The sequence below is a fragment of the Aliinostoc maniaoense genome, assembly GCF_058172895.1.
In genome coordinates, this window is record NZ_CP187952.1 from 1030328 (window position 1) to 1054684 (window position 24357).

Sequence of the window (24357 nt, forward strand, 5' to 3'; positions counted from 1 at the left end):
TAACTTTTCCACATAACGTGAAACCTAACCCCCAACCCCTTCCCTGCAAGGGAAGGGGAGCAAAAATCAAAGCCTCCTCTCATTGCAGGGGAGAGGTACTCTAGCGAGAAGCCGCTCCGCGTCTTTGGAGAGCGGTTTTCCAGATCCCGTGAAAAGTTAGGGCTTAAATCCCCTCTGTTCCCTGTTCCCCGTTAATATTTTATTGAATTTAGGTAGAAAAAGCTATGCTACTCCAAAGTAAAGTTAGTAGTTTAATTGAAGGACAACGGTATTTTTTCCAAACCCAAAAAACTAAAGATATTAACTTTCGCATCAATGCTTTAAAAACTTTAGCAGAGGCGATTGAAGATAATAAAGGTGTAATAATTCAAGCTTTAAAGGCTGATTTACATAAACCAGGGTTTGAAGCATACTTTGAAATTATGGGAGTTTTAGGTGAAATTCAATATGCTATCAAACATCTGAAAAGTTGGGTAAAGCCTCAAAAAGTAACTACTCCATTTCATCAATTTTTATCTTCTGCTTCAGTCCATCATGAGCCTTTAGGAGTAGTTTTAATCATTGGCCCTTGGAATTATCCAATTAACTTAATATTTACCCCTTTAGTGGGCGCGATCGCAGCCGGAAATTGTGCTATCCTAAAACCCTCAGAACTAGCACCACATACCTCTTTAGCTGTAGCAGATATCATCCAAAAAACCTTTGATAAATCCTTTATCACTGTGATTGAAGGTGGTGTAGAAACTAGTAAAGAACTGTTATCAGAAACTTTTGACCACATCTTTTTTACTGGTGGCACTGAAATTGGTAAAATTGTCATGTCAGCCGCCGCTAAACATCTCACACCAGTTACCCTAGAATTAGGTGGAAAAAGTCCCTGCATTGTTGATGATGATGTTAATTTGGAATATACTGCCAAAAGAATTGTTTGGGGTAAATTCAGTAACGCCGGTCAGACTTGTACTGCTCCTGACTATCTTTTAGTCAACCGGAAAATTAAACAGCAATTATTGCAACAAATTAAAAACCAAATACAAAAATTCTATGGTGATCAGCCAGCTAATAGCCATAGTTATGCACGAATTATCAATCAAAGACATTTCTATCGTCTTACCGAACTCCTGCAAGATGGGGAAATTATAGTAGGTGGAGATACAGATTTAGATACTCTCTATATTGCTCCTACTGTCATAGATCAAGTTTCTTGGCAACATAAAATCATGCAGGAGGAAATTTTTGGGCCAATTCTGCCAGTCTTGGAATACACCCATCTATCAGCAGCAATTGATTTAGTCAATAAACAACCCAAACCATTAGCTTTATACTTTTTCTCCAAAAATAAACAAAATCAAAAATGGGTTTTACAATCTACAGCATCAGGTGGTGTTTGTATTAATGATACTGTGATGCACTTGACTATTCCGAGTTTACCTTTTGGTGGTGTAGGAGCAAGTGGCTTTGGTCGTTATCATGGCAAGGCTGGCTTTGATAACTTTTCTTATCAAAGAGGAGTATTAAACAAATCTTTTCGATTCGATTTGCAATGGAGATATCCTCCCTATCCAGAAAAAGGAAAGTAGGGTATTGAGCATCGAATTTCCTCTTTATTGTTGATAAAAATGTAGTCATGGTCACAATAGCAACTAGTCCTTATCTTCAGGGTAATTTTTCTCCTGTACAAGCAGAAATCACAGTCAATAACTTACCGATAATAGGTGAATTACCCTCTGATCTTTGCGGGACATTTGTTCGTAATGGGCCTAATCCCCAGTTTTCTCCCATAGGTCACTACAATTGGATGGACGGGGATGGGATGTTACACAGTATTAAGATTAGTGATGGTAAAGCATCTTATCGTAATCGCTATGTGCAAACACGGGGATTTAAGATAGAGCAGAGAGCAGGTAGAGCCACTTGGACAGGTTTAACAGAGCCACCACAGTTAAATAATCCTGCAAATAATCTATTTAGTCCTTTTAAAAATACTGCTAATACAGGTGTATTGTGGCACGCAGGTCGCCTGTTGGCATTGTGGGAAGGCGGTGAACCATACGAAATTGAATTATCTCAATTGCAGACAATAGGGCCATATACTTATCATGGTCAATTAAAATCTCCCTTTACAGCTCACCCCAAAGTTGATCTCACCACTGGGGAGATGATGTTTTTCGGTGATTCCTTATTGCAACCCCCTTATCTGCAATATAGCGTTGTTTCGGCAGCCGGGAAAATAGTCAAAACAGTTCCAATTGACTTATCGGTAGGCGTGATGATGCACGATTTTGCCATCACGGAAAACTACACAATTTTTATGGATTTACCCCTAACGTTTAGGGTAGATAGGTTACAAAAAAGACAGCCTGGCTATATGTTTGAGCCTGATGCTCCCAGTCGTATAGGCATTATACCTCGTCATGGAGATAGTAAGAGTATTCGTTGGTTTGATGTCTCTACTTGCTATGTCGTACATACTCTCAATGCTTATGAAACTGGTGATGAAGTAGTCCTTTTGGCTTGCCGAGCCAAAGACGCTAAGGCTTTGAATATACCGAGCAAGACCAAGGTAAATCACTCTCTAGAAGATAGACCTATTCTGTATATGTGGCGGTTAAATCTGCGTACAGGTGCAGTAAAGGAAGAAGTATTAGATTATGTGGCAGCAGAGTTTCCTAGTTTAAATCAGCGTTGGTTAGGTAAGTCTAACCGCTACGGTTATACAGCCAGAATGTTATCCCAGGCTCTACCTGATTTCACATTTGATGGCTTGTTGAAGTATGACTTTACCAGTGGTGACTCTCAATTCCACGAATTTGGATTAGGACGTTACGGTGGAGAGGCTGTATTTGTTCCCCGTCCTGATGGGGTTGAAGAAGATGATGGTTGGTTGTTGACCTTTGTGTATGATGCCGCTAAAAGAACTTCTGAATTGATAGTAGTCAATGCTCAAGACTTTACTGGTGAACCTATAGCACGTATTCTTCTGCCGCAACGTGTTCCTTATGGTTTTCACGGCACATGGATTGCAGATAAGTTTTGAGTTGGTGAGCAACTATATCGATTCCCAGTTAAGTGAGGTATGGAAAAAATGTTTTTAAACGCAGAGTGGCGCAGAGTTAAGCGCAGAGTCACGCTGAGGATTACCCAATTTGGTTAGTGAAGTAGTTAGTGCCTCACTAGATTAGGAAACGCTATTTTCAAGGATGATATGGTGAAAAATGTTTATGATGTGATTATAGTTGGTGCTGGTGCTGCGGGATTAACTGCTGCTAATTTACTGGCACGGCAAGGATTAGACGTACTGATAGTTGACCGAGGAATTAAACAAGTTTTACAACTTCCAGAAACCTTTTATGGAATTAATCAAGACTTGTTAACACGATTGAATATTGAGAACAAGATTCAGTTAGCACTTGAAGATCCTAAACAAATTAGGTTGGTTTCTGCTAATGATATTTTTAATTACCAAATTGAAATTGAGCCAAAGAGATTCAAGGGGAATCTGCATGGCATGGGGCTGAATCGGGCTATATTTGAGCAGGTTTTGATAGAAAATGCCCTCAGTTATGGAGCGACTTATTTGCCAAACATATTAGTGAAAGATTTTGTATTTACTAATGAGCAAATTACTGGCGTTAAAGGTTTTTCAGTTGATGGATACGCCGAATATCAGGCAAAAATTGTTATTGATGCTAGAGGGAAACTAACTTCATTGACCCGTCATTTAAGGATGAAAAGATATGAGAAAAAATCAGATGAGTATATCGCTGTTTTTTCCCATTTTGTTGGAGATAGTCTAACTAAATTGATTCCTAATGATGGCATTTTAGTGATTAATTTAGATGGGGGCTATATCTTAGTTATGGCTCTACCAGATGAAAGAGTCAGTGTGATGGTGGTTTTATTTGAAGAAAAAGTAAGAGGTAGTACGAAGGATTGGGAAAATGTTTTTCAGGAAACCATCAATTGTTGGGAGCCTTTGGCTAAAGCTATACAAGCGTCCAAAAAAGTCACGGCGACGCAACCGGTGATCAATTATGATTGGGAATATGAAAAGTATTCTGGGCAAGGATTTTTAATTATTGGAGATGGAGTAGCATTTCTTGACCCATTCACTTGCAATGGTGTGGCGATTGGGATGAATAGTGGAGAAATAGCTGCTGATTTTGTGATGCAAAATTTAACTAGAAGCGATCGCCTATATGTACCAGAATATCTATCTAGTTACGATCGCCAAATTCATGAGCTGATACGCAGGTGGGAGAGAGTTTGGGGAATTGAAAAGCTGAGTTTGTGTAGTCTGGGTTTACTGAAGCAGACTATTGGGTTGTTGGGTCATCTTTCGTTTCTCAAGCTAGACAACCACGGACTCAAAAGACCACAACGAAGCTCAGAAAATCTCTCTCCTCTAGCTGCTAGCCTGCACACTTAGAAATTTTACCCATTAGGAGAATCAATATGATACAGGATGCTGTACAAACAAAGTTAAATGAAGATAAGACCCTGCCGATAAATATTTGGGCAGAACGTGGAATTTCTACAATCAGTCCCAGTGTACAGCAACGAATGCGACAGATTCGCGGTAGTTTGATTCAAGGTTTTCAAATTGCGATCGCCAATGACCATCCACAGACAATTATCAGTAAACTAGATGATATTGCCGATGAGTTGCGGGGATTTGCCTTCGAGGGTGTGGGTATGGGTCTGACTCAAAAGGATCTAGTTGCACCCAGTCAGCACAATCGCATCGAGTCATTTATCGCTGCCACGAAGACAGTTTATGAACATTTTGTCTATGTGGGAGTGGGTTTGATGCTAGGCAAAGCTCCTCTACCCTTAGAACCCTACATATCACAACTCAACCCTGACAGAGTTTGGTTAGTAATTGATGGTTATGGTTTTCAACATGGTTTATCCCATTGGCAAACATATCTTGATAAATTAGCTATCCCAGAACATCTAACTGGTTATGCTTGCCGTGTTTTCGACCAAGGTATGGGTCGCAGTATTTGGTTTGTAGATGGTACTGATGTCAGCCATATCTGCAAAACAATCGCAGCTTTTCCTTCTTCCAGACAAGCAGACTTGTGGGGAGGTATCGGTTTTGTCTGTACTTATTCTGGTGGTGCAGAACGTGCTACCCTGGAAGCCTTGAAAGTAGCCGCAGACAAGTATCAATTTGCTTTAATGCAAGGTTCGGCATTTGCAGCTAAGTCCCGTCACAAAATTACTAGTTTCTCTGCACATACACAACTCGCTTGTCAAGTTCTTTGGGGAATGGAAGCTGAGGCAGTAATTGAGAAGATTAACCAAACACCTCATTGCCAGATCACATCAGATTTAGAAGCTTGGCAGCATTACCGAGCGCATTTAATACTTGACCCTCTGAATTTTAGATTTTAAATTTTGGATTTTGGATTGAGGTTTTTTTGGTTCATGCCCTGCCCCTTGTGGGCGGAATAAATCTAAAATACTCGCTGCGTCGCGTCCGCTACGCTCTAAGCGCAGCTATGCCGCAGGCTTTACGTCAATCTTAAATCTCCAAGCCCCCACCCTTGTTGTCGGGGTCAATCTAAAATCTAAAATCCAAAATCCAAAATTGATTGACTAGCCCATAGCCTCTATTATCCCCACACAATTACAAAGAGAATCACAATGCAAGATAATTCATGGCAACTCAAAATCAATACTGTGATGACGCTGTTAAATAACACTTGGACAGCGCGTGGAGTGCGAACAGATGATGTAGAAATGCAGCAGCGATTTTTTCAAGTTACTAATGCCATGTGGCAAACCCACCAAGCATCCCTTGCTAGTGATGAACGAGAGGTGCTAGTCAACAAGTTAAATTCTATTGAAACGGAATTGTTTGGCTTTGCCTTGGAAGGTATTGGTATAGGACTTTCACAACAGGATTTAGTCGCACCTACCAACAAGAACCGAGTAACATCCTTTGTCATGGGTGGGAGTGCTGCTTATCAGACAATGGTTTATTTGGGTGTAGGTTTAATGTTGGGTAAAGGTCGGTTGCCTATTGAGAAATATTTAAAAGCAACTGATTTGGTGAAGGTTTGGCCAATTATCGATGGCTATGGCTTTCAACATGGAATGTTTCATTGGCAGGAGTTTCTAGATCGTACAGCTAACCCTCCTGGGGAATTTTCAGGGTATACTCGCCATATCTTTGACCAAGGTTTGGGTCGTAGTATTTGGATGGTGAATTGTGCTGATGTGGCTCGGATTGCCCAAACTATTGCCGCCTTTCCAGCGACAAGACAGGCAGACTTGTGGGGTGGTGTTGGTTATGCCTGTGCTTCTATTGGTGGTGCAGAACGTTCCAGGTTAGAAGCACTGGGAGAAGCTGCTGGAGTTTATCGGTTTGCATTGGCGAGGGCAGCAGCTTGCGCCGCCAAATTCCGGCAATTACTGGGCAACGCCGGAGGATATACAACAATGGCTAGTGAGGTATTGAGTGGGATAGCAACTGCTACCCCAGACGATATTATTAATCAAGCTCCTAAACAACTGAAAGCTAACATTGCAGAGATAAATGCCGAAACTTGGCAATTCTACCGGGTTTATTTAGTAGAGCATGATTTAGCAGTTGTGGCCTAAGCTTCTTAATCGTCTATTAATTAAATGTTTGCTAATTCCTAAAAATACGGTAGAAAACTGTTCATAGGTGCAAAAGACCTGGAGAAAAGAATGAATGTGAATGTGGAAGATCAGGTGAGCCAACAAGAAGTTGTGGCGATCGCACATACTGATCTAGAATCTCGTGTTGAGCATGGCTATGCTAACAATCATGGTGTGAAAATTCACTATGCTAGTCTTGGTCAAGGGCCTTTAATAGTGATGCTCCACGGCTTTCCAGACCATTGGTATACTTGGCACTACCAAATGCAATCCCTGGCCTCGCACTATCAAGTTGTAGCGATGGACTTACGAGGTTATAACTTCAGCGACAAGCCCCAAGGCGTAGAAAACTATGATATGGGCTTACTTGTCAGTGATGTAATGGCTGTGATTCAGCATTTAGGACAAGAAAAGGCGATCGTTGTTGGTCATGATTGGGGTGGGATGATTGCTTGGCAGTTTGCTATGCACATACCTACAATGACCGAAAAACTAATTATTCTGAATCTGCCACATCCCCGTGGCTTGATGCGGGAACTGGCTCACAATCCCCAACAACAGCAAAATAGTCAGTACGCTAGAGATTTTCAACAACCAGATACTTATTTACATCTCACACCAGAAATACTCTGTAGTTTGGTGACACAGCCAACGATGGCAGAAGCATTGAAGCAGAAGTACATCGAAGCTTTGCACAGGTCTGATATTCAGGCAATGTTGCATTACTACCAACAAAATTATCCAACAGAGCCTTATGGGGAAGATACTTCTCCAGTGATCAAAGTGGAAGCACCTGTATTAATGATTCATGGTTTACAAGACCAGTACCTGTTAGCGAATGCGCTCAACAATACTTGGGATTGGGTAGAAAATGACTTAACACTTGTGACTATTCCTGGTGCTGGCCACTTCGTCCATCATGACAGTCCTGATTTAGTGACGCGGACAATTAAAAGTTGGCTATCGCGTTGATTTTTCATATGCAACCAGGAGAACAGAATGGAAACCCTGACGACATTATCAAAATCACACATTCGAGTCTGTGTCAACAAATCCTTTGAGGAATTTACAGGCGCGCTAGAAGCGATCGCTAAAAAAGATCAACTGGATTTGGCAGGCGTTGAAGAAATAGTCTTAGCTAGCCATTCGTGGGAGGAGTTCCAAGCAGCACTAGAGTCAAAAATTGGTACTAGGGGTTTAATGACCTTTACCATGATTGATCATGGTAGTCTCATGTCTTTGGCGTTTGCGGGTACAAAAGCCAAGCTCTATGTCATTGGCAACCCTCTAATTGCTAGACAAATGTTAGAAGAAAATTTAGAGGTAGGACTTTACGTTCCTCTGAGAGTGTTGGTGTACGAAGATCAAGCCGGAAAGACTCAAATCACTTACACTCAGCCTTCATGTGTGTTGGGACAATTTCAAAACCCCAAAATTTTAGCGATCGCCCAAATGTTAGATCGCAAACTTGCAGAAATAATCAGCATTGCTGAGACTTTTTCCCATAAATAAATATTAAATTATGTTGACAAAAAACTGCCAATTTTTTCTTTTGACAGCTGCCACCGTTATGTTAACTGTGGGCATTACAGAACAGTCAGCGCAATCTGCGGTGTTAGCTCTCAGTGATGATAATTCTGTTGCTGCTTTTGAGACTTCTTCCCCAGATGATCCCGCCAATAGTGGGTTAATATTTTGGACTGTTGACGATACAAATCATTTATTTCAAAATCAATTTTGGTATCGTATTGGTTCTACAGGTAAAGAAAATCCTATTAGCAATCTTAATTTGGTAGGAATTGAGCAAAATCAGCCTGATAGTAACCAACTTACAGCTATCTACGCAGGTACAGGCTTTGAAGTATCACTCAATTTAGAGTTAAATGGTGGTCAAGTAGGTAGTAAAACATCTCGCTTGTTAGAGAATCTCAAAATTACTAACACTGATGTTGCTGAGTTAGACTTTCATTTATTTAAATACACTGATTTTGATCTGAATGATAACGGACAACAAGATACAACTAATATCAGTACAAATAGAGCTACACAATTTGATCAGTTCACTTTAGCAACAAAAGTCATTACACCGTCAGCTAACTACTATCAAGTTTCTACTTTCCCTGAAATATTAAATGCTTTAACAGATGATGTTCCCACTACTTTGAATAACATTCCTGGGAAACTAACTGGTGAGAATGCTTATGCTTTTCAGTGGAATTTTACTCTTGAACCAGAAACATCTTTTTCTGTAAGTAGTTACACATCTATCACTCCAGTTCCAGAACCCACAATGACACTAGGCTGTTTGATAGGTTTTGCTGTTCTAGGATTGCGTCGGCGTTCAGGGACTCCCAAACAATAAAACATACAAACTATAACAATCATTACGAGCAGGAAGAGAAATGTTGATGTTAGCAGCCTCTTCCTTTTCTCATTTTTAGAAAAGAATTATACAAAATTTTGCTAACAAAATTTACTAAGAATGATTGCATAACTAATATAAGAAATTAATACCCAATGGCTGCATTAAAAAAATATGTGTAGATGACAACCGTGTAACAGCCATTGAGTATCATTACTAGGCGGTTTTGTTTTTGGATTTGGTTTTTTGTTCTGGAATAGCGGAGGTAGATTTTAGTTCTGCTTTACGTTTTTCCCATTCAAGAACTGTGCGAATTACAACTTGTGACCAAGATTCGTAAATCATAAGTATCATTGTTAGTTAATTTGAGAATAGCGAAAGTTAAAATCTTTTTTGTTCATTGCAAGCTATTCGTGTGAAATAATAATTATTTGAGAGCTAAGTCCTGAACTAAAGTACAATAATTAGCTTGTCAGGGTGTCAAGAATGTGAGATAGGAACAAGTAACGATGTTCCACCTAAAAGAAAGCGATCGCCTATGGTTTGGTTTTTTCTCTAAAAATTTTCTGGGGGTGCGTCATTGAGATTGAAAAAATTGTGTGACAAAGTTGAGATATCCTTGTCGTCCACCTCTATTGGCTTGTGAACTTAGTACAGATATAGGATTCCTACTTGATTTTTGAACAGAGACGCAGATACGTAGGGAAGGTAAATTGCAGTGTGGATTTTCCTCCTGCAATATTGCCGTTGTGTTAACAGCGAGAGTACAACACCTAGTACCAAGGCTATCGGTGCGTTACGGCTTACGCCTAACACACCCTACATATACTTAAATTTTTTCAGAAATCAAATCTGATTCCTATAGTTCAAGGCTACTTAAAAGCCTACGCTCACCGCAAGCGGGAGCGTAGGTAGTTTACAAGTTATATATAGTTATTCTGTACTACTCATCACATATATAAACTTAGTACTTTTCCCAATTTAGATGCGTTCGCCCAGATAAAAACACTGCTATCGACTACGTACTGATGTGGGAATGTAGGTACTTTCATTCAGCAAAGTTTCTGCTAAAAGAGAATTTCTAACTGAAAAAGAACCCGGTGCTGTAGGCAACTGGTTTTGGGGTTCTGTGGAGTAAAATTAGCTCAAAATTGACTGTAAATACCAAAAAACACCCCCCGAAAGGAGAGTGCTTTTGATTTTATGACTGTTACTTATTAACCGTTGATAGCAGGTGCGCTGATAGCAACAGGAGCAACTTCACCAGCAGCTAAGTCTAAGGGGAAGTTGTGAGCGTTACGCTCGTGCATTACTTCCATACCCAAGTTAGCGCGGTTGATGACATCAGCCCAAGTACCGATAACGCGACCTTGAGAATCAATGATGGATTGGTTGAAGTTGAAACCGTTCAAGTTGAACGCCATTGTGCTGACACCCAAAGCGGTGAACCAAATACCGATTACAGGCCATGCAGCGAGGAAGAAGTGCAAGGAACGGCTGTTGTTGAAGGAAGCGTATTGGAAGATTAAGCGACCGAAGTAACCGTGTGCTGCAACAATGTTGTAGGTTTCTTCTTCTTGTCCGAACTTGTAACCGTAGTTTTGAGATTCGTTTTCGGTGGTTTCACGCACCAAGGAAGAAGTTACCAATGAACCGTGCATTGCGGAGAACAAGCTACCACCGAATACACCAGCTACACCTAACATATGGAAGGGGTGCATCAGGATGTTGTGTTCTGCTTGGAACACGATCATGAAGTTGAATGTACCGGAGATACCCAAGGGCATACCATCAGAGAATGAACCTTGTCCGATGGGGTATACCAAGAATACTGCGGTTGCTGCTGCTACAGGTGCAGAGAATGCTAGACAAATCCAAGGACGCATTCCTAAGCGGTAGGACAATTCCCACTCACGACCGAGGTAGCAGAATACGCCGATGAGGAAGTGGAAAATTACCAATTGGTAAGGGCCACCGTTATACAACCACTCATCTAAGGAAGCTGCTTCCCAGATGGGGTAGAAGTGTAAACCGATCGCGTTAGAGGAAGGAACAACTGCACCGGAGATGATGTTGTTGCCGTAGATTAATGAACCTGCAACGGGTTCGCGGATACCATCGATGTCTACTGGAGGTGCTGCGATGAAGGCGATGATGAAGCAGGTGGTTGCAGCTAGCAGGGTGGGGATCATCAATACACCGAACCAACCTACATATAGGCGGTTGTTGGTGCTGGTAATCCAGTTGCAGAACTGCTCCCATACGTTCGCGCTTTGACGCTGTTGTAAGGTTGTAGTCATGTTTCTATGATTGCGGTTGATTTTATGTATGTATCAGGCGTTTTTGTTTTTGCCTGTGAATATAATTTACAATGCTTTACAAAAATTAATCAAGGGCTAATAATTTTTGAAAACCAATATCAATTATTAGTTTTACTTATGAGAGTTTGTGAGGATTAGTTTTAGGAGTAGGAGGCGATCGCACTCCTAGAAAGGATTGCCCTTTGTTACGTTAGTATTTTTGGATAACTTGATAATTAAAGCTGGGAGTGCAGAACACCGATGGAGAAAGCAACATTTGGGGCTGGCTGCTTTTGGGGTGTGGAAGCAGCATTTCGCAAGGTAAAAGGAGTAGTATCAACCTCAGTTGGGTACATGGGAGGGCATTTTCCTAACCCTTGTTACCTTGATGTGTTATCAAGAATAACAGGCCATGCTGAGGTAGTACAGATAGAGTATGACCCATCTGTTGTGAGTTATGAGGAATTGTTAGCAGTGTTTTGGGATATTCATGACCCAACCACGCTCAACCGTCAGGGGCCAGATAAAGGAGAACAGTACAGGTCTGTAATATTTTTTCACAATGCCCAGCAAGCAGAAGCTGCGAAGAAATCAAAGGCAAAGCTTCAGATGTCGGGTAAGTTTGAACGCGATATTGTTACCGAGATTCAGCACAAGAGTGAATATTACTTAGCAACAGCAGAACATCAACAGTATTTTGAGAAAAAAGGAAGACCCTAGAGACTGTTTGGTTTATTCAAGCGATCGCCTCGTTAATTATCATACAAAATGCGATCGCCACCAAGGTCAATGATTTTAAGGTACAGGCTATCGGATATATGAAGTGCGATCGGGGTTTTTTGCTGCCATCAGTAATATCATTTCTCTAAATCCCGGCTACAGATCATTCTTCCCTTGCCCCCTGCCCCCTGCCCCCTGCCATCTATGTGTAGGTTTATTTTGGAGAATTGGTATAATGTCTGCGCCCGTTGACGCAGATATTGATTAAACCTTGGGTAATCAGCATTTTTGATTATTTGATAGCAAATACTTCTATGAATAGCAATTAAACCAACGTTCCCAATAGTCTTGTTTTTTTGTCAATTTCGCTATAACTTGGTTATATTTAGCAAACCAACCTTCCCAATAATCGCTAGGCACTTTAACGCAGCCATTGCAGGTGGGACAACCGGCTTTACATTGTGGGACGGTGTGGATGCTACCAATGCAATTTGTACATAATTCAGGATCAATCCACCGCTTACCGTCTTCACCAACTTTGATTGCATTAGTGGGACATACAGACAGACAAAGCTTGCAGGAAATACATTGGCCAGTAATTGTGTAAGCCATGACTATTCTCCTTGATGGGGATTGGGGCATTGGGGATTGGGGATTGATTGGGGGGATTGGGTACTGGGAAAACATCTTACCCAGTCCCTAGTCCCTAGTTCCTAGTCCCTATTCCCTTCCTTGACGTATTGTTCGTGAAACTCTAAAGCAACTTTCTCAATCACGTCGTAAGCTTCTACGGTCTGTATGCCAGCTTGGAGCAGTTTTTCTTTGGGTGATTCGCCAATTTTGGCAACTAAAACTGCTTTGCAATCTGCGATTGTTTTCACAATATTGTCAAATGTGGCGGCTTCGCCGTATCCACCTTGACAATAATGGTCTACCTTACGGTGACTGATGAACCGAACTTCATTACCATCCACTTCGTAAACTTGAAATTCCTTAGCATGACCAAAGTGTTGGTTAACTAAGCCGCCGCCTTTGGTGGCAACTGCAACTAGGATTTTGGGGCTGTTAGCAGCTTGCTGTTTACCAGCTAATACTTTTTCTTTGGCTACTTTCAGTTCTTCTCTAAATTTCTCGATACCTTCGTGGACTTCTTGGCGTTTGTCGAAGTCGTATTCTGGGGACATTTCCAAGAATTTATCTTTGGTAAATTCTTGGCTGCGGTCTTCTCCTAATAAGCCTACAGCATCAGCACGGCACTGACGGCAATGGCGCATCATTTTCATGTTGCCGGCACATTGGTCTTGAACTGCTTTGAGTTCTTTTTGTGTGGGGCCGCGTTGACCTGTTAAGCCGAAGTATGTACCGTGTTCTGGTGCAGAAATCAGAGGCATGATGTTGTGCAGAAATGCACCGTTTTCCCGAATGACTTTGTTGACTTCCACTAGGTGTTGGTCGTTAATGCCGGGAATCATTACCGAGTTGACTTTGCAAAGGATATCGGCTTCTTTGAGGGCTTGTAAGCCTTCTAGTTGCTTTTCTAGAAGAAGTTTCGCGCCTTCTACGCCTCTGTAACGTTTCCGTTTGTAGTGAACCCAGGAATAAATCTGCGCGCCGATTTCTGGGTCAATGGTGTTGAAAGTAATTGTAACGTGATCTATATTTAGTTGTTTAATACGGTCAATATGCTCTGAAAGCATCAAACCGTTGGTTGAGAGACACAGCTTAATATCTGGGGCTTTGTCTGCAATCAACTCAAAGGTGCGGAATGTCTTTTCTGGGTTCGCTAAAGGATCTCCAGGGCCTGCAATTCCTAAAACGGTCATTTGGGGAATTTTGCCGGCGATGACTAGAACTTTGTGGGCGGCTTCTTCTGGTGTAAGTAGTTCGCTAACTACTCCGGGACGACTTTCATTAGCGCAGTCATATTTACGATTACAGTAGTTGCACTGAATGTTACAGGCGGGGGCTACTGCAACGTGCATCCTGGCGTAATGATGGTGAGCTTCTTCGCTATAGCAAGGATGTTTGGCAATACGCTCTTTGAGCTTTTCATCCATTTCCACGGTGGCGCTGCTGTTGCTGTTGCATCCGCAACCACCTGATTTTGCTGTGGTAGGTGTCGATTCAGTAACGGAAGAGCCTGTAACTGGTGGTGTCATTGAATTTCGCAAAGGTCGGTGGACTAGCTGCCACTGTGGGAGATGGTGTTGCTACTGTTGTTGCCTGAACAATAGAAGTCGCGTCTGTTACAATGCCTGTAGCGGATTCGCTAAGTAGGGCAGGTTATCAAGTCCTGGGGTTTCGGCTGGTGTGTGTCAACTTTGAGTTGTTGGTAGAATGTGTTTCAGCCGCGACTTCTATTCATGAAGGCATAGTGCTGTCTCATCCCTCCACTCACTTTTCGCTCTGCTTTTGTGTAGAAGCGTTAAGTGATTGGCGATATAAGATTTATAGCAGTCGTCTTTGACAGTCACGATGCGACACTCTGGAATAGAATTTATTGGATTTATTAGGGTTATACTCAAAATCTAAAACTGTGATTTTGAGGGATTTACAAGAATTTAAAAAAATATTTTTGGGTAGGGGTTCTAGTATTTTTTAATTGGGGTACGAGTATTTATGGCAAGGGGTTCAGGATTTAGTTGTACTCATCTGTAACCCAATCCCAGCAAAGATTTAAAGGCTGTTTGGGCTGATTTATGACTATACAATTTTGTACTCAGACCCTCCTAAATTTTTGCTGAAAGTCCCAATTTGCAAGGAATTTAGGGGGGAAAAACTGGAGTAGATTACGTTGTACTACTCCAGATACGTGCGAAATTCAATTCTGTATCCAACATATCATTTTTTTTTAGATAAAAATGCAATTTATATTTTTTTAATTATTAATTAAAAATGATATGCAATAGTAGCTATAAGTCTTATATTTCAAGCTTTATGGGCTTTGATAAAGGGCATTCTTAATGCAGATTATTTGCAATAATTTTAACTTTTTTTCAGTTTTAATTATAGGTTTAAATACTTTTATAGGCATTTATTTTGTGATGGGAATAGGGAATAAAGCTTGGCGATCGCTAATTAACTTGTGAAAACATCAGCCATCAGGGGTACTTGGCCTCACAAGTTCCTCATTTTCTGATTGTAGATTTTAGATGGTAACACCTAGACGATCGCCACGGCAGCGAGAGGATAAGTATGAACCCCATACCATCTACACAAAATTCCCGCCATTCCTTGGTCTACGGGCCGGTCAAATCTTGGCGATTTGGGCGATCGCTTGGTATTGATCCGATTGGAGAAATTTCTAGTTGCTCATTTAATTGCGTCTATTGTCAATTAGGGCAAATTCAAGTACATACTACTGAACGTCAGATTTTTGTACCAACAGCCCACATAATTGCAGATTTACAGCGATCGCTATTACCTGATGCCAAAATAGATGTAGTTACCCTTAGTGGTAGTGGTGAGCCGACTTTAGCCTTAAATTTAGATGAAATTTTAGCGATCGCCAAACAGTTGACAAAATTACCCACAGTAGTCTTAACTAACAGCACACTCCTAGGCGATCGCATGGTACGCGACGCTTTACAACTAGCAGATATCGTAGCTGTCAAATTAGATGCCATTTCGTCACATCAATGGCAGCGCATCAATCACCCAGTAGGCACAATAAATCTACCGGATATTTTGGCAGGTATTGCCCAATTTCGCCGGGAATATACAGGACATCTAGCTGTCCAAACAATGGTTTTATCCACCTGGACAACAGAAATGCTAGAAGATTACATCCAACTGCTACAGCGTCTGAGTCCTGATGAAATTCAACTCAACGTTCCGTCTCGACCCCGCGCTTTAGTACGTCAGCTGGATACTAGGGGAAATAATGCGGTTGAATCCGATTGTAGTGATTTTTGCCAACTCAAGTGTATCAGCGTTAATGTCCTCAATACTTTAGCTGATGCCATTTACTTTACCACCAAAATTCCAGTACGTTGCGCCCCTATAGCTTTGTCATAGTTCACTATTTCAAGGAATAAATCATAGATGGAAACTAAACCCGCCAACCCATCACTTATCCGCCCAGAAATTCCCTCTGGTTATCTCAATATCATGGGTTACATTGATGAATCAGAAGTGAATGGCCCTGGTTGTCGTGCTGTTATCTGGGTGCAAGGATGTCCCCGTGAATGTCCAGGCTGTTTTAATCCCGATTCCTGGACATTTGAGATTAACCAACTAGTGACTGTTGATAGTTTAGTTGAGCAAATTTTAAGCAAACCCCAAAATACAGGCGTAACCTTCTCTGGTGGAGAACCATTTTGGCAAGCACCCGCCTTAGCTGACTTAGCCCGGAAAGTGAAAGCTGCCGGTTTAAATGTCATGTCCTTTAGCGGTTTTACCCTCAAGCAACTGCAATCAGAATCCGCACCTCCAGGTTCTCAAGAATTATTAGCCGAATTAGATATTTTGATTGATGGGCCATTTGTAGAATCTTTAGCCATTAATTCTCCAGATTCCCCAGTTTCCTCTCGAAATCAAAAAGTTAACGTCTTTAACCCAGCCTTTGCAGACAAAATTTCTTGGGCTAGCGATCAGATAGAAGTTCACATCCTCAAAGACGGCAATCGTATCGTCACCGGTTATCAAGGCTGGCTGGAGTGGACTTAACAATTCAAAATTCAAAATTCAAAATTCAATTTCTGGATGGTATACCTTTAGGGAGTAGAAACCGATAATTTTTACTCCCTATTTTCTTGTATGTTAATTACGAATTACAAATTACAAATTACAAATTACGAATTACGAATTACGAATTAAAAATTATGCTCACTTTTACCCAAAGGCAGCCCCCAAATTCTGAGATAGTAGTTACTTTAACTTTGGCACTGACAGCAGAAGAGCGCACTCGCAGCCGTCACCGCTTTGAAACAGAAGACGGTAAAGTAGTGTTTTTGCGTTTACCTAGGGGAACAGTGTTGTGGGATGGCGATATTCTCCAAGATGAAAGCAATCGTAGTTTAATTAGAATTACGGCTAAACCAGAACCAGTTTTCACGGTTGTCGCGGCTACACCACTGTTATTAATGCGGGCTGTATACCATTTGGGTAATCGTCATGTGCCTGTGGAAATTAGCCAAAATTATTTACGCTTATCTCCAGATCCAGTTTTACGCACCATGTTAGAACAAATGGGGCTAGAAATTACAGAAGAAATTACACCATTTCAGCCGGAGGTAGGTGCTTATGGACACCATCACTCTCACGGATAATCATGTTTTGCAACTCTTACAATTAGCAAGTTCCGCCTTGCCTGTAGGAGCATACAGCTATTCGGAAGGAATAGAAACATTAGTAGAAAATGGCACAATTACCAACAAAGAAACTCTCAAACATTGGTTAGAGTGCGAACTGCATTATGGGGCAATTCGGTTAGAAACGGCGGTAATAGTCAGAGTGCATGAGGCTGTGACTACAGGGGATTTGGAAAAATTACGCTATTGGAATGTGTGGTTATCTGCTGCCAGGGAAACCCAAGAATTACGTAATTCTAGCTGGCAAATGGGGCGATCGCTCATGCAATTACTTGCTAAAATACAACCGCAAGTATTAGATTTAGTCAATGCTGTGGGTAATCCTGGCAATTATGCGATCGCGTTTGGTGTTGCTGCTGCCCATTGGCAAATCCATCCTCAAGCTGCTTTACTAGCATATCTGCATAGCTGGGCAACTAATTTAATCACGGCTGGAGTAAAACTCATCCCCCTCGGACAAACAGCCGGACAAGAAATATTACTAAATTTACAACCATTAATTAGTTCTGCCACACTAGAAATTATGCAAGTAGAAGATGATGATCTTAGCTGCTGTAGTTGGGGCTTATCTTTAGCAAGTATGCAGCATGAAACACAATATACTAGATTGTTTAGAAGTTGAGATTTAGGAGGCATAAAATAGGAAATCAAATTCGTGTTCTAGTAATTAAGATAGAAAATATAAATGTATTTTAAAAATACTAAACCAACCTTTGAGCAAGCTTTAGCTTCTGTTTGTGTCTGTCAATCACTCTCAGATATGTTACAGCCCATACACTTATTTAGATATGATGCGTTATATAAACATATATTTATACTGGCTGGCATGAATGAAGGTATAGAAATTATTGTTTTTGAAAATGGAACTTGGGAGTTTTACGAAGATGAAAAAGCCTGATTTTAGCCAAATGACTCGTCAAGAATTAAAAGCTTACATCCGACAACACCCTACTGATGATGAAGCAATTAGAGAATTATTTGTCAATCGTCGTAGTTCTCAAGCTAAAACTTATCCTTTTCCGTATAAAATGACACAAGAAGAATTAACAGATATTTTCCGCCGCCAAAATCCTGAATAATTGTGACTTGAGAATTGATTTGTATTAATTTATGACCAAATAAAAAAAGATAGAAGCCCCTAAATTTATTTATGGAGAAGAAAAAAAGTGAAACAGCATTAATTCAAGCCCTCCTGATTTATCGGTGGGGTATTTAATTTTGAATTTTGAATTTTGAATTGGAGCGAAGCGACTTGACCACATTTCGTATAGGTGTAGCAGGCCCCGTTGGTTCAGGGAAGACAGCTTTAGTAGATGCTTTATGTAAAGCATTGCGCGATCGCTATCAGATTGCCGTAGTGACCAATGACATTTATACTCAAGAAGACGCTCAGTTTTTGGTACGTTCTCAAGCCTTAACTAGCGATCGCATTTTGGGAGTAGAAACTGGCGGATGTCCCCATACCGCCATCAGAGAAGACGCTTCCATGAATTTGGCAGCCATTGAACAACTAGAACAGCGTTTTACTCAACTAGATTTAGTATTTTTAGAAAGTGGTGGCGATAATTTAGCCGCTACCTTTAGTCCTGAATTGGTAGACTTAACCATTTACGTCATTGATGTCGCAGCCGGCGATAAAATCCCCCGCAAAGGCGGCCCCGGTATTACTAAATCTGATTTACTGGTAATTAATAAAACTGACCTTGCCCCCTATGTAGGCGCAGATTTAAGTGTCATGGAACGAGATGCCAAAAAAATGCGCGGTGATAAACCTTTTATTTTTACTAATTTGAAAACTCAACAAGGACTGGCTGATGTGATTGAATTTGTTTGTATTCATGTCTAAGTGATATATTATACTAAAGCTTGAATAACTTCGCTAAATATTCCTCTTTCAAGAAACAGGGGTGTAAGGGTGTAGGGGTATAGGGGAATAAAAAGTGTTTCTTTCATTCATAGCGGGTGGTGTGCCGCCAGTGCGCCTGCTCATAAGAAACCGTATTTACCTTGGTACTAGGTGAGAAAAAAATTACTTTCTTTAATCTTGACATTACACTTTACATCATTTAGTGTAAACACATATTGATGTAAATCAAATATATGAAATTTGAAAACGCACGTCAATGGCAGGGAACTGCGGAGGGACTGACAAAAGAACTTCAACGCCAGATTAAAAACCTTAAACTGTCAGTAGAGCCACCAGCCTTGCGAACAGTGCGGTCGTGGAGAGCAAAGCAACTTTTATCACAACCGAAAGGACAAGAATTTGGATTTCGTCAAATTTTGGAGGGATTGGCAACAACTTTACTACTAAAGAAGGGTTGGACGCTGGCGGCGATCGCGCAAGTATTACCTTCTTTCTCGGAAGATACTTTGGAGTTGCAAATTCTGGCGGAAGCTCAAGGTCAAGACCCTATATGGCTACCGACAATCACTGCAACTTCTTTACCTTTACCGACCGGACACAGACCAGCTATGGATGTGGCTGAAGATGCTGTAGTTTTGTTAGCACAAGGAATTATCCGCCAATATGACCGAGTGCTACCGGGGCAACAAATTGTCCGTCAAGAGGATAGTACATTGCCGCCAGAACTGTATCAAGCAATGTGCAAATTAGGTCGTCTATATATTGAAGAAGGACAATGCGATCACGCGGCTTGTGTACATACTGTTTTGGATAACGCACGCTACCCGCTTGGTTCTGAACATTGGGGGTTAGGAATTTTTAACCAATCAGACTTTCGCTTTTCTAACGCAACCATAATTGATCCAGATTTGCGAGTTCCTACCTCAGATTGTGCGGAGATTGCCAACCTCAGTGGCGGGTTTGGGGAAAATAATGTCATTGAACATCGCCTTTATACAGAGTTATGCGATGCAACTCAAAGGTTGGGCGGCCGTCGTCAACATAAAGCTTACACTGCATTACGAGAATTGCTTGGTAGGTATTCCCTAATAGGACAACGCCAACTATTTGATTATTTAGTTGACAATGACTTAACTCCCCTACAGGGAATGATCATTGATAGATTTTTCGACTTAGTACCGGATATTTGGCTAATTGATGGTTTAGCACACCGTTGCGCTCACTGTGGCACACTTATGCGACCTCACCCTAACAATAGACTTTTTCCACAAGGGCGTTGTCCTATTCGCCAGTGTATTGGTCATGAATTGCCAAAAGTATCTGAGACACTAGATCCCGACAAAGATATTTTACGAATTGCCAAGCCGCAAATTCTTACTTACTGGACAGGGCCAGCAATTGATGAATTAAAGATATTTGATACAGCTAGACAAAACGGATTAGATGCTGAACTTTATCCAGAGTCGGATTTATGCGATATAGCAATTAATGAACGAGCAATTGGCATTGATGCTAAATCCTACACAAGTCCGGTGACTTTAGCTTTGCGTCTCAATCGTAGTATTGGCGGGTTGATTTATTATCGCCGTCGGATTTTAGCTGTGAGCGATCGCTTAATTGAGGATAACCCAAGCTACATTTCCACCCTCAAATCAACACTTGATAAAAAAGGTGATGCGGCCAGTTTAGAAATTATGTCAGTTTCCTCGGTCATTGAATTTTTAAAGAAGATACCCTATGCGAACCAAACCTGATTTTTGGAAAGGTGCAGAGCGAATTTGTTGGCTTTGTGTCTTCATGGAAGAATTTATCGGCACTAATTCACTGGAGTATGCGCCAGTAGTCATGTCAGGTATGGCGAGCATTTTAAATGCACCTACCTTTGCACAAGCCCGTCAAGCTATTTTCAATATGCGTCAGATGTCACTGGCTTATGTAACGCACCAGTCAGTTAAACACGCGATCGCTCTCTATAACAATTATCATTACTCCAACAATACTCAAGGGACGTATGAAATTGATATTGAAACACTTCAGTTTCAAAGAACTGACGCTTTAGAAGATTCATTAATTACAAAGGCGCGGCAAATTCTCAGTACATCTTTGCCATACGAAACCTATGGTTTTACAATTGCCGATCCTCGTCAGCCAATGGCTGTGGCGTTAGGTGAAGACTCAACCTCCGTGAAGTTAGACATTCCGCGTATCTCTGCTCCGATTGCTGCACGTCGTACACATTCCCTCAACCGCCAACCAAGAGGAAAGATTTGCATTCCCCTAAAAGAATTGCGTGATTTGGCTCGTGAAATGGACAAGCGTGAACAGCAAGATCCTGAACGACGAGTAGGTAATTGGGCCGATCGCTTTGAACGCTTTGACCTGATGGTGTCGGAGGCTGGAAAAGGGCTGCGGAAAGAAGATGATGTCTTGGAATTGGAGGATATCAAACACTTAATTGGTTTACCAGGGTCAGGTAAAACAACATTGCTGGTGTTGATAGCTGTCTGGTTGGGGCTACATGACTACAAAGCCATGTTTGTTTTTCCTTCCATTGAAGTTGCTAGACAGTACATGGCTGATTTGGCATTTCATCAAGTTAAGGTGGGAATGCTTGTTGGTCAAGGTGATGAAACTCGTCGTCGCCACGCAGATAATATTGCAGAAGCGATCGCGTCCATCGGAAATAATGGTGGTTTTGCTTACACCTTAGAACAGGCAGAAGTTTTTGGACTTAACTGCGTTCTGCCAGCCTTTTCAACTGCTGATATATCTTTTTGGGGCTTTGGTTACGCACCTTGCAACAAGATATTGCAAGGAGGGGGGAAACAGGGAAAGATGAAAAAATGCCTGTGTCCCCTCTGGACAATGTGTGGTCGTAATAAAGCACAGCGAGATTTATTAGATGCCAATATTTGGGTTGGTCATGTGCGATCGCTAGATACTCAAATATCACCTCATGCAACTTATGAACAATTACGATATTTTGAATTAATTGCCCGTACCTTTGACCTAGTTGTTTTCGATGAAGGCGACATGGTGCAGAAAGTCTTAGATGATTATGGGGCGGCAACTTTAAGTATTTCTGGCTCAGAACACTCAATTCATAAAGTAATTCTCGAACAAATTCATAATCGCTTTGCTCGTGGTGAAAACTATCGACTATTTGATCGGGATATAGAACTTTACAGCCGTGACTTAGCAGAATTTGGCAATCATAATACCTCTTTGATTACCACCATCCATAATATGTCAGGGTCGCGGGTCAAAGAACGCTACGAAAATCAATTGCTGACTGTATTACGGATTGTTAGCGAACTCTTGAATAGTGTGAAAAAATCTACTGAGCAAGATGAAATTGATGAACAAGATGCCAAAACAGAAATTACCAGAAGTCGAGCATTAGCTGAATTTTGGGAAAAAGCAGCATATAACGCCTTTTACGATCGCACAGGTGTTAATAACCCTCAAGATTTTAAAGCAGATTTTTGGCCTCATTACATAGGCATAAATAAAGAAACCTTAGAACAGCAATGGAAAAATCTTATTTATCATTTCCGTCGTTACTTAGCTGAAAATCTGATTAAACAACGTGATGCGATTGTCCAAGAAATTATTGAATTATTTTTCAAACTCTGTTTTCCCAAGCATCAATTAAATATCGAAGCTGAGGATTTAATTAAATTACTTATAACTGTGACATTCGTAATTTTGGGTTATCAGCGAATTGTACCAGGGACAAGAACAATGGTTGCAGAAGGTTTCATTCGTGAACCCATTGTAGAATCCACTGCATCACCAGAACTCAGAAAATTTATTCCAGAAAGTATTTTAGGTTCATTTTCTGGTGTGCGATACAGTTTTTTCAAAGCACTAACAACGCGCACTGCGGCTAGAAATATGGAGTTATCTTACATTACATTTGTAGGTGCGCCTCGGATGTTAATGCACCGCTTTCATCGGTTGTTAGAGGCAGATAATGGACAAACCAGTCCAACTATTTTAATTACCTCAGCTACATCATTTTTACAAGCCAGCCCTGCCTATCATATTAACGCCGGGCCACATTATTTACTCAAAGCACGTCAGCCAAAAAATCAGACATCAGCCAAAAGCACTTATTATTTCAAATGGTTTTCAGATAGTCAACGGGGCGATCAACCTCTACTATACAGTGGCGCAGGCGATCGCCACCTGCAAACACGCAATCTTGAGCTTATGGTAGATGCTCTTGTCAAAAAAGGAACGACTAAATCTGAAATTTATAAAGCTATGAATAAATTTGATATCAAGTCTGGTATTCGCCGTAAAGCAGCTTTAGTTGTTAATGGTTATGATCAAGCACGCCATATCAAAAAATATATTAATACCTATTATCCTGATGTTGGTAGGCATACAAAAGCAGTTGTTAAGTCTCTAAGAGAAGGAGAACAACCAAAAGATTTTGTCACTTCTGCTCAATGTGAAGCATTAGGAGATGATGAAAACTGTCACATTTTAATTTTTCCTATGCTGGCAATTGGTAGAGGTGTCAATATTGTTTTTACCAAAGGGGAAAGAAAACTAGATGCAGCAATTGGCTCGATTTACTTCCTCACTCGTCCTCACCCTACTAAAGATGATATGCAGATTTTGTATAGCTTGACAGGACGAGCAACACAAGAATTTGATAGTCGAGTTTTTAGTGAAACAGAAGATTTGAATGCCATAGCAACAGCTTGGCGACAATCAAGAAAAGACCTGTGGTTAACTGCCAATAGATTGTTACGTGAACCCTTAATGGCAAGCCGTTTAGGGACTGAACTATTCAAATCATTTACGGCTAATCAAATGGTAGCTATTCTGCAAACAATTGGTCGAGGAATGCGGAATGGATGCCCAGTATCAGTTTACTTTGTTGATGCAGCTTGGGCTAAAAAATCAACAGAAGGTAAACCCGACTCTGGACGAGATAGTATGCTGGTTCAGATGCGAATCATTTTAGAAGAATGTGTGAACCATGAAGACCCCGTAATTCGAGAAATTTATGAGGAACTGTATGGCGCATTTCTAGAACCTTTACAACGCATTCAAGGAGTAATTTATCCAGATGAATTACATTACTTAGAAGAATCTGCGGATGAAGAAGCAGGTTTTGACGAATTTTCAACAATACTGGAGATGTAA

The 24357-nt window shown here is 41.0% G+C and carries 23 protein-coding genes; 19 read left to right on the top strand and 4 right to left on the bottom strand.

Going from position 1 to position 24357, the window contains the following annotated elements; genetic code table 11:
* The first annotated feature begins 224 nt into the window (after nt 1–224).
* From ACPZ3T_RS04630 to ACPZ3T_RS04665, 8 genes are all read left to right on the top strand, one after another.
* Complete coding sequence (locus ACPZ3T_RS04630) at nt 225–1580, top strand: aldehyde dehydrogenase (RefSeq protein WP_490273851.1); 1356 nt, start codon at nt 225–227, stop codon at nt 1578–1580.
* Between the two features lie 47 nt (nt 1581–1627).
* The gene (locus ACPZ3T_RS04635; protein WP_490273853.1) at nt 1628–3037 is read left to right on the top strand and encodes a carotenoid oxygenase family protein; all 1410 of its coding nucleotides are present in this window, start codon (nt 1628–1630) and stop codon (nt 3035–3037) included.
* 168 nt (nt 3038–3205) lie between these two features.
* A complete protein-coding gene (locus ACPZ3T_RS04640) occupies nt 3206–4429 on the top strand; it encodes an NAD(P)/FAD-dependent oxidoreductase (protein WP_490273855.1) in 1224 nt (407 codons plus the stop codon).
* Nucleotides 4430–4455: 26 nt separating this feature from the next.
* Nucleotides 4456–5400, top strand: a complete 945-nt coding sequence (locus tag ACPZ3T_RS04645; protein ID WP_490273857.1) for a DUF1702 family protein — start codon at nt 4456–4458, stop codon at nt 5398–5400.
* A 252-nt stretch (nt 5401–5652) separates the two neighbouring features.
* Nucleotides 5653–6612 carry a DUF1702 family protein gene (locus tag ACPZ3T_RS04650; protein ID WP_490273859.1) on the top strand — a complete coding sequence of 320 codons (960 nt, stop codon included), beginning with the start codon at nt 5653–5655 and terminating at the stop codon, nt 6610–6612.
* A gap of 90 nt (nt 6613–6702) precedes the next feature.
* Entirely contained in the window at nt 6703–7605 is a 903-nt protein-coding gene (locus ACPZ3T_RS04655) for an alpha/beta fold hydrolase (RefSeq protein ID WP_490273861.1), read from the top strand.
* A gap of 27 nt (nt 7606–7632) precedes the next feature.
* Nucleotides 7633–8145, top strand: coding sequence for a DUF302 domain-containing protein (locus ACPZ3T_RS04660; RefSeq protein WP_490273863.1), 513 nt, complete (start codon nt 7633–7635; stop codon nt 8143–8145).
* Nucleotides 8146–8185: 40 nt separating this feature from the next.
* Nucleotides 8186–8995: a hypothetical protein gene (locus ACPZ3T_RS04665; RefSeq protein ID WP_490273865.1), complete on the top strand. Its 810-nt coding sequence runs from the start codon at nt 8186–8188 to the stop codon at nt 8993–8995.
* 216 nt (nt 8996–9211) lie between these two features.
* Here ACPZ3T_RS04665 and ACPZ3T_RS04670 read toward each other — a convergent pair whose 3' ends face one another.
* On the bottom strand, nt 9212–9340 hold the full coding sequence (locus tag ACPZ3T_RS04670; protein ID WP_490273867.1) for a hypothetical protein: 129 nt from the start codon (nt 9338–9340) through the stop codon (nt 9212–9214).
* An 872-nt stretch (nt 9341–10212) separates the two neighbouring features.
* Nucleotides 10213–11295, bottom strand: coding sequence for a photosystem II q(b) protein (gene psbA / locus ACPZ3T_RS04675; RefSeq protein WP_490271632.1), 1083 nt, complete (start codon nt 11293–11295; stop codon nt 10213–10215).
* Nucleotides 11296–11556: 261 nt separating this feature from the next.
* Here psbA and msrA point away from each other — a divergent pair, with 261 nt between their 5' ends.
* Entirely contained in the window at nt 11557–12015 is a 459-nt protein-coding gene (msrA, locus tag ACPZ3T_RS04680; RefSeq protein WP_490273869.1) for a peptide-methionine (S)-S-oxide reductase MsrA, read from the top strand.
* Nucleotides 12016–12327: 312 nt separating this feature from the next.
* Here msrA and ACPZ3T_RS04685 read toward each other — a convergent pair whose 3' ends face one another.
* Together ACPZ3T_RS04685 and nifB are read right to left on the bottom strand one after the other, a co-directional pair.
* A complete protein-coding gene (locus ACPZ3T_RS04685) occupies nt 12328–12627 on the bottom strand; it encodes a 4Fe-4S binding protein (RefSeq protein ID WP_490273871.1) in 300 nt (99 codons plus the stop codon).
* 101 nt (nt 12628–12728) lie between these two features.
* Complete coding sequence (nifB, locus tag ACPZ3T_RS04690) at nt 12729–14174, bottom strand: nitrogenase cofactor biosynthesis protein NifB (RefSeq protein WP_490273873.1); 1446 nt, start codon at nt 14172–14174, stop codon at nt 12729–12731.
* Between the two features lie 92 nt (nt 14175–14266).
* On the opposite strand from nifB, the gene ACPZ3T_RS04695 reads away from it, so the two are divergent.
* From ACPZ3T_RS04695 to ACPZ3T_RS04740, 10 genes are all read left to right on the top strand, one after another.
* Entirely contained in the window at nt 14267–14482 is a 216-nt protein-coding gene (locus tag ACPZ3T_RS04695) for a hypothetical protein (RefSeq protein ID WP_490273875.1), read from the top strand.
* 728 nt (nt 14483–15210) lie between these two features.
* Complete coding sequence (locus tag ACPZ3T_RS04700; protein ID WP_490273877.1) at nt 15211–16032, top strand: radical SAM protein; 822 nt, start codon at nt 15211–15213, stop codon at nt 16030–16032.
* A 27-nt stretch (nt 16033–16059) separates the two neighbouring features.
* Complete coding sequence (locus tag ACPZ3T_RS04705; protein ID WP_490273879.1) at nt 16060–16683, top strand: 4Fe-4S single cluster domain-containing protein; 624 nt, start codon at nt 16060–16062, stop codon at nt 16681–16683.
* Nucleotides 16684–16838: 155 nt separating this feature from the next.
* Complete coding sequence (gene ureE, locus ACPZ3T_RS04710) at nt 16839–17285, top strand: urease accessory protein UreE (protein ID WP_490273881.1); 447 nt, start codon at nt 16839–16841, stop codon at nt 17283–17285.
* Nucleotides 17260–17949 (top strand): urease accessory protein UreF, encoded by a 690-nt coding sequence (locus ACPZ3T_RS04715; protein WP_490273883.1) that lies wholly within the window; start codon nt 17260–17262, stop codon nt 17947–17949. The genes ureE and ACPZ3T_RS04715 overlap by 26 nt, the downstream gene beginning before the upstream one ends.
* A gap of 63 nt (nt 17950–18012) precedes the next feature.
* Nucleotides 18013–18225 (top strand): DUF6888 family protein, encoded by a 213-nt coding sequence (locus tag ACPZ3T_RS04720; protein WP_190706822.1) that lies wholly within the window; start codon nt 18013–18015, stop codon nt 18223–18225.
* Nucleotides 18212–18406 carry a DUF6887 family protein gene (locus ACPZ3T_RS04725; protein ID WP_490273885.1) on the top strand — a complete coding sequence of 65 codons (195 nt, stop codon included), beginning with the start codon at nt 18212–18214 and terminating at the stop codon, nt 18404–18406. The genes ACPZ3T_RS04720 and ACPZ3T_RS04725 overlap by 14 nt, the downstream gene beginning before the upstream one ends.
* Before the next feature lie 173 nt (nt 18407–18579).
* Entirely contained in the window at nt 18580–19173 is a 594-nt protein-coding gene (gene ureG, locus ACPZ3T_RS04730; RefSeq protein ID WP_490273887.1) for an urease accessory protein UreG, read from the top strand.
* 254 nt (nt 19174–19427) lie between these two features.
* The gene (locus ACPZ3T_RS04735; protein ID WP_490273889.1) at nt 19428–20948 is read left to right on the top strand and encodes a restriction endonuclease-related protein; all 1521 of its coding nucleotides are present in this window, start codon (nt 19428–19430) and stop codon (nt 20946–20948) included.
* Complete coding sequence (locus ACPZ3T_RS04740; RefSeq protein WP_490273891.1) at nt 20932–24357, top strand: pPIWI_RE_Z domain-containing protein; 3426 nt, start codon at nt 20932–20934, stop codon at nt 24355–24357. Before ACPZ3T_RS04735 ends, ACPZ3T_RS04740 begins: the two co-directional genes overlap by 17 nt.

Excerpts from the sequence above, each read along its gene's own strand:
- ACPZ3T_RS04630 (WP_490273851.1), top strand. The coding sequence starts at position 225 with ATGCTACTCCAAAGTAAAGTTAGTAGTTTAATTGAAGGACAACGGTAT.
- ACPZ3T_RS04635 (WP_490273853.1), top strand. The coding sequence starts at position 1,628 with ATGGTCACAATAGCAACTAGTCCTTATCTTCAGGGTAATTTTTCTCCT.
- ACPZ3T_RS04640 (WP_490273855.1), top strand. The coding sequence starts at position 3,206 with ATGGTGAAAAATGTTTATGATGTGATTATAGTTGGTGCTGGTGCTGCG.
- ACPZ3T_RS04645 (WP_490273857.1), top strand. The coding sequence starts at position 4,456 with ATGATACAGGATGCTGTACAAACAAAGTTAAATGAAGATAAGACCCTG.
- ACPZ3T_RS04650 (WP_490273859.1), top strand. The coding sequence starts at position 5,653 with ATGCAAGATAATTCATGGCAACTCAAAATCAATACTGTGATGACGCTG.
- ACPZ3T_RS04655 (WP_490273861.1), top strand. The coding sequence starts at position 6,703 with ATGAATGTGAATGTGGAAGATCAGGTGAGCCAACAAGAAGTTGTGGCG.
- ACPZ3T_RS04660 (WP_490273863.1), top strand. The coding sequence starts at position 7,633 with ATGGAAACCCTGACGACATTATCAAAATCACACATTCGAGTCTGTGTC.
- ACPZ3T_RS04670 (WP_490273867.1), bottom strand. The coding sequence starts at position 9,340 with ATGATTTACGAATCTTGGTCACAAGTTGTAATTCGCACAGTTCTTGAA.
- psbA (WP_490271632.1), bottom strand. The coding sequence starts at position 11,295 with ATGACTACAACCTTACAACAGCGTCAAAGCGCGAACGTATGGGAGCAG.
- msrA (WP_490273869.1), top strand. The coding sequence starts at position 11,557 with ATGGAGAAAGCAACATTTGGGGCTGGCTGCTTTTGGGGTGTGGAAGCA.
- ACPZ3T_RS04685 (WP_490273871.1), bottom strand. The coding sequence starts at position 12,627 with ATGGCTTACACAATTACTGGCCAATGTATTTCCTGCAAGCTTTGTCTG.
- nifB (WP_490273873.1), bottom strand. The coding sequence starts at position 14,174 with ATGACACCACCAGTTACAGGCTCTTCCGTTACTGAATCGACACCTACC.
- ACPZ3T_RS04695 (WP_490273875.1), top strand. The coding sequence starts at position 14,267 with ATGCCTGTAGCGGATTCGCTAAGTAGGGCAGGTTATCAAGTCCTGGGG.
- ACPZ3T_RS04700 (WP_490273877.1), top strand. The coding sequence starts at position 15,211 with ATGAACCCCATACCATCTACACAAAATTCCCGCCATTCCTTGGTCTAC.
- ACPZ3T_RS04705 (WP_490273879.1), top strand. The coding sequence starts at position 16,060 with ATGGAAACTAAACCCGCCAACCCATCACTTATCCGCCCAGAAATTCCC.
- ureE (WP_490273881.1), top strand. The coding sequence starts at position 16,839 with ATGCTCACTTTTACCCAAAGGCAGCCCCCAAATTCTGAGATAGTAGTT.
- ACPZ3T_RS04715 (WP_490273883.1), top strand. The coding sequence starts at position 17,260 with ATGGACACCATCACTCTCACGGATAATCATGTTTTGCAACTCTTACAA.
- ACPZ3T_RS04720 (WP_190706822.1), top strand. The coding sequence starts at position 18,013 with ATGTATTTTAAAAATACTAAACCAACCTTTGAGCAAGCTTTAGCTTCT.
- ACPZ3T_RS04725 (WP_490273885.1), top strand. The coding sequence starts at position 18,212 with ATGAAAAAGCCTGATTTTAGCCAAATGACTCGTCAAGAATTAAAAGCT.
- ACPZ3T_RS04735 (WP_490273889.1), top strand. The coding sequence starts at position 19,428 with ATGAAATTTGAAAACGCACGTCAATGGCAGGGAACTGCGGAGGGACTG.
- ACPZ3T_RS04740 (WP_490273891.1), top strand. The coding sequence starts at position 20,932 with ATGCGAACCAAACCTGATTTTTGGAAAGGTGCAGAGCGAATTTGTTGG.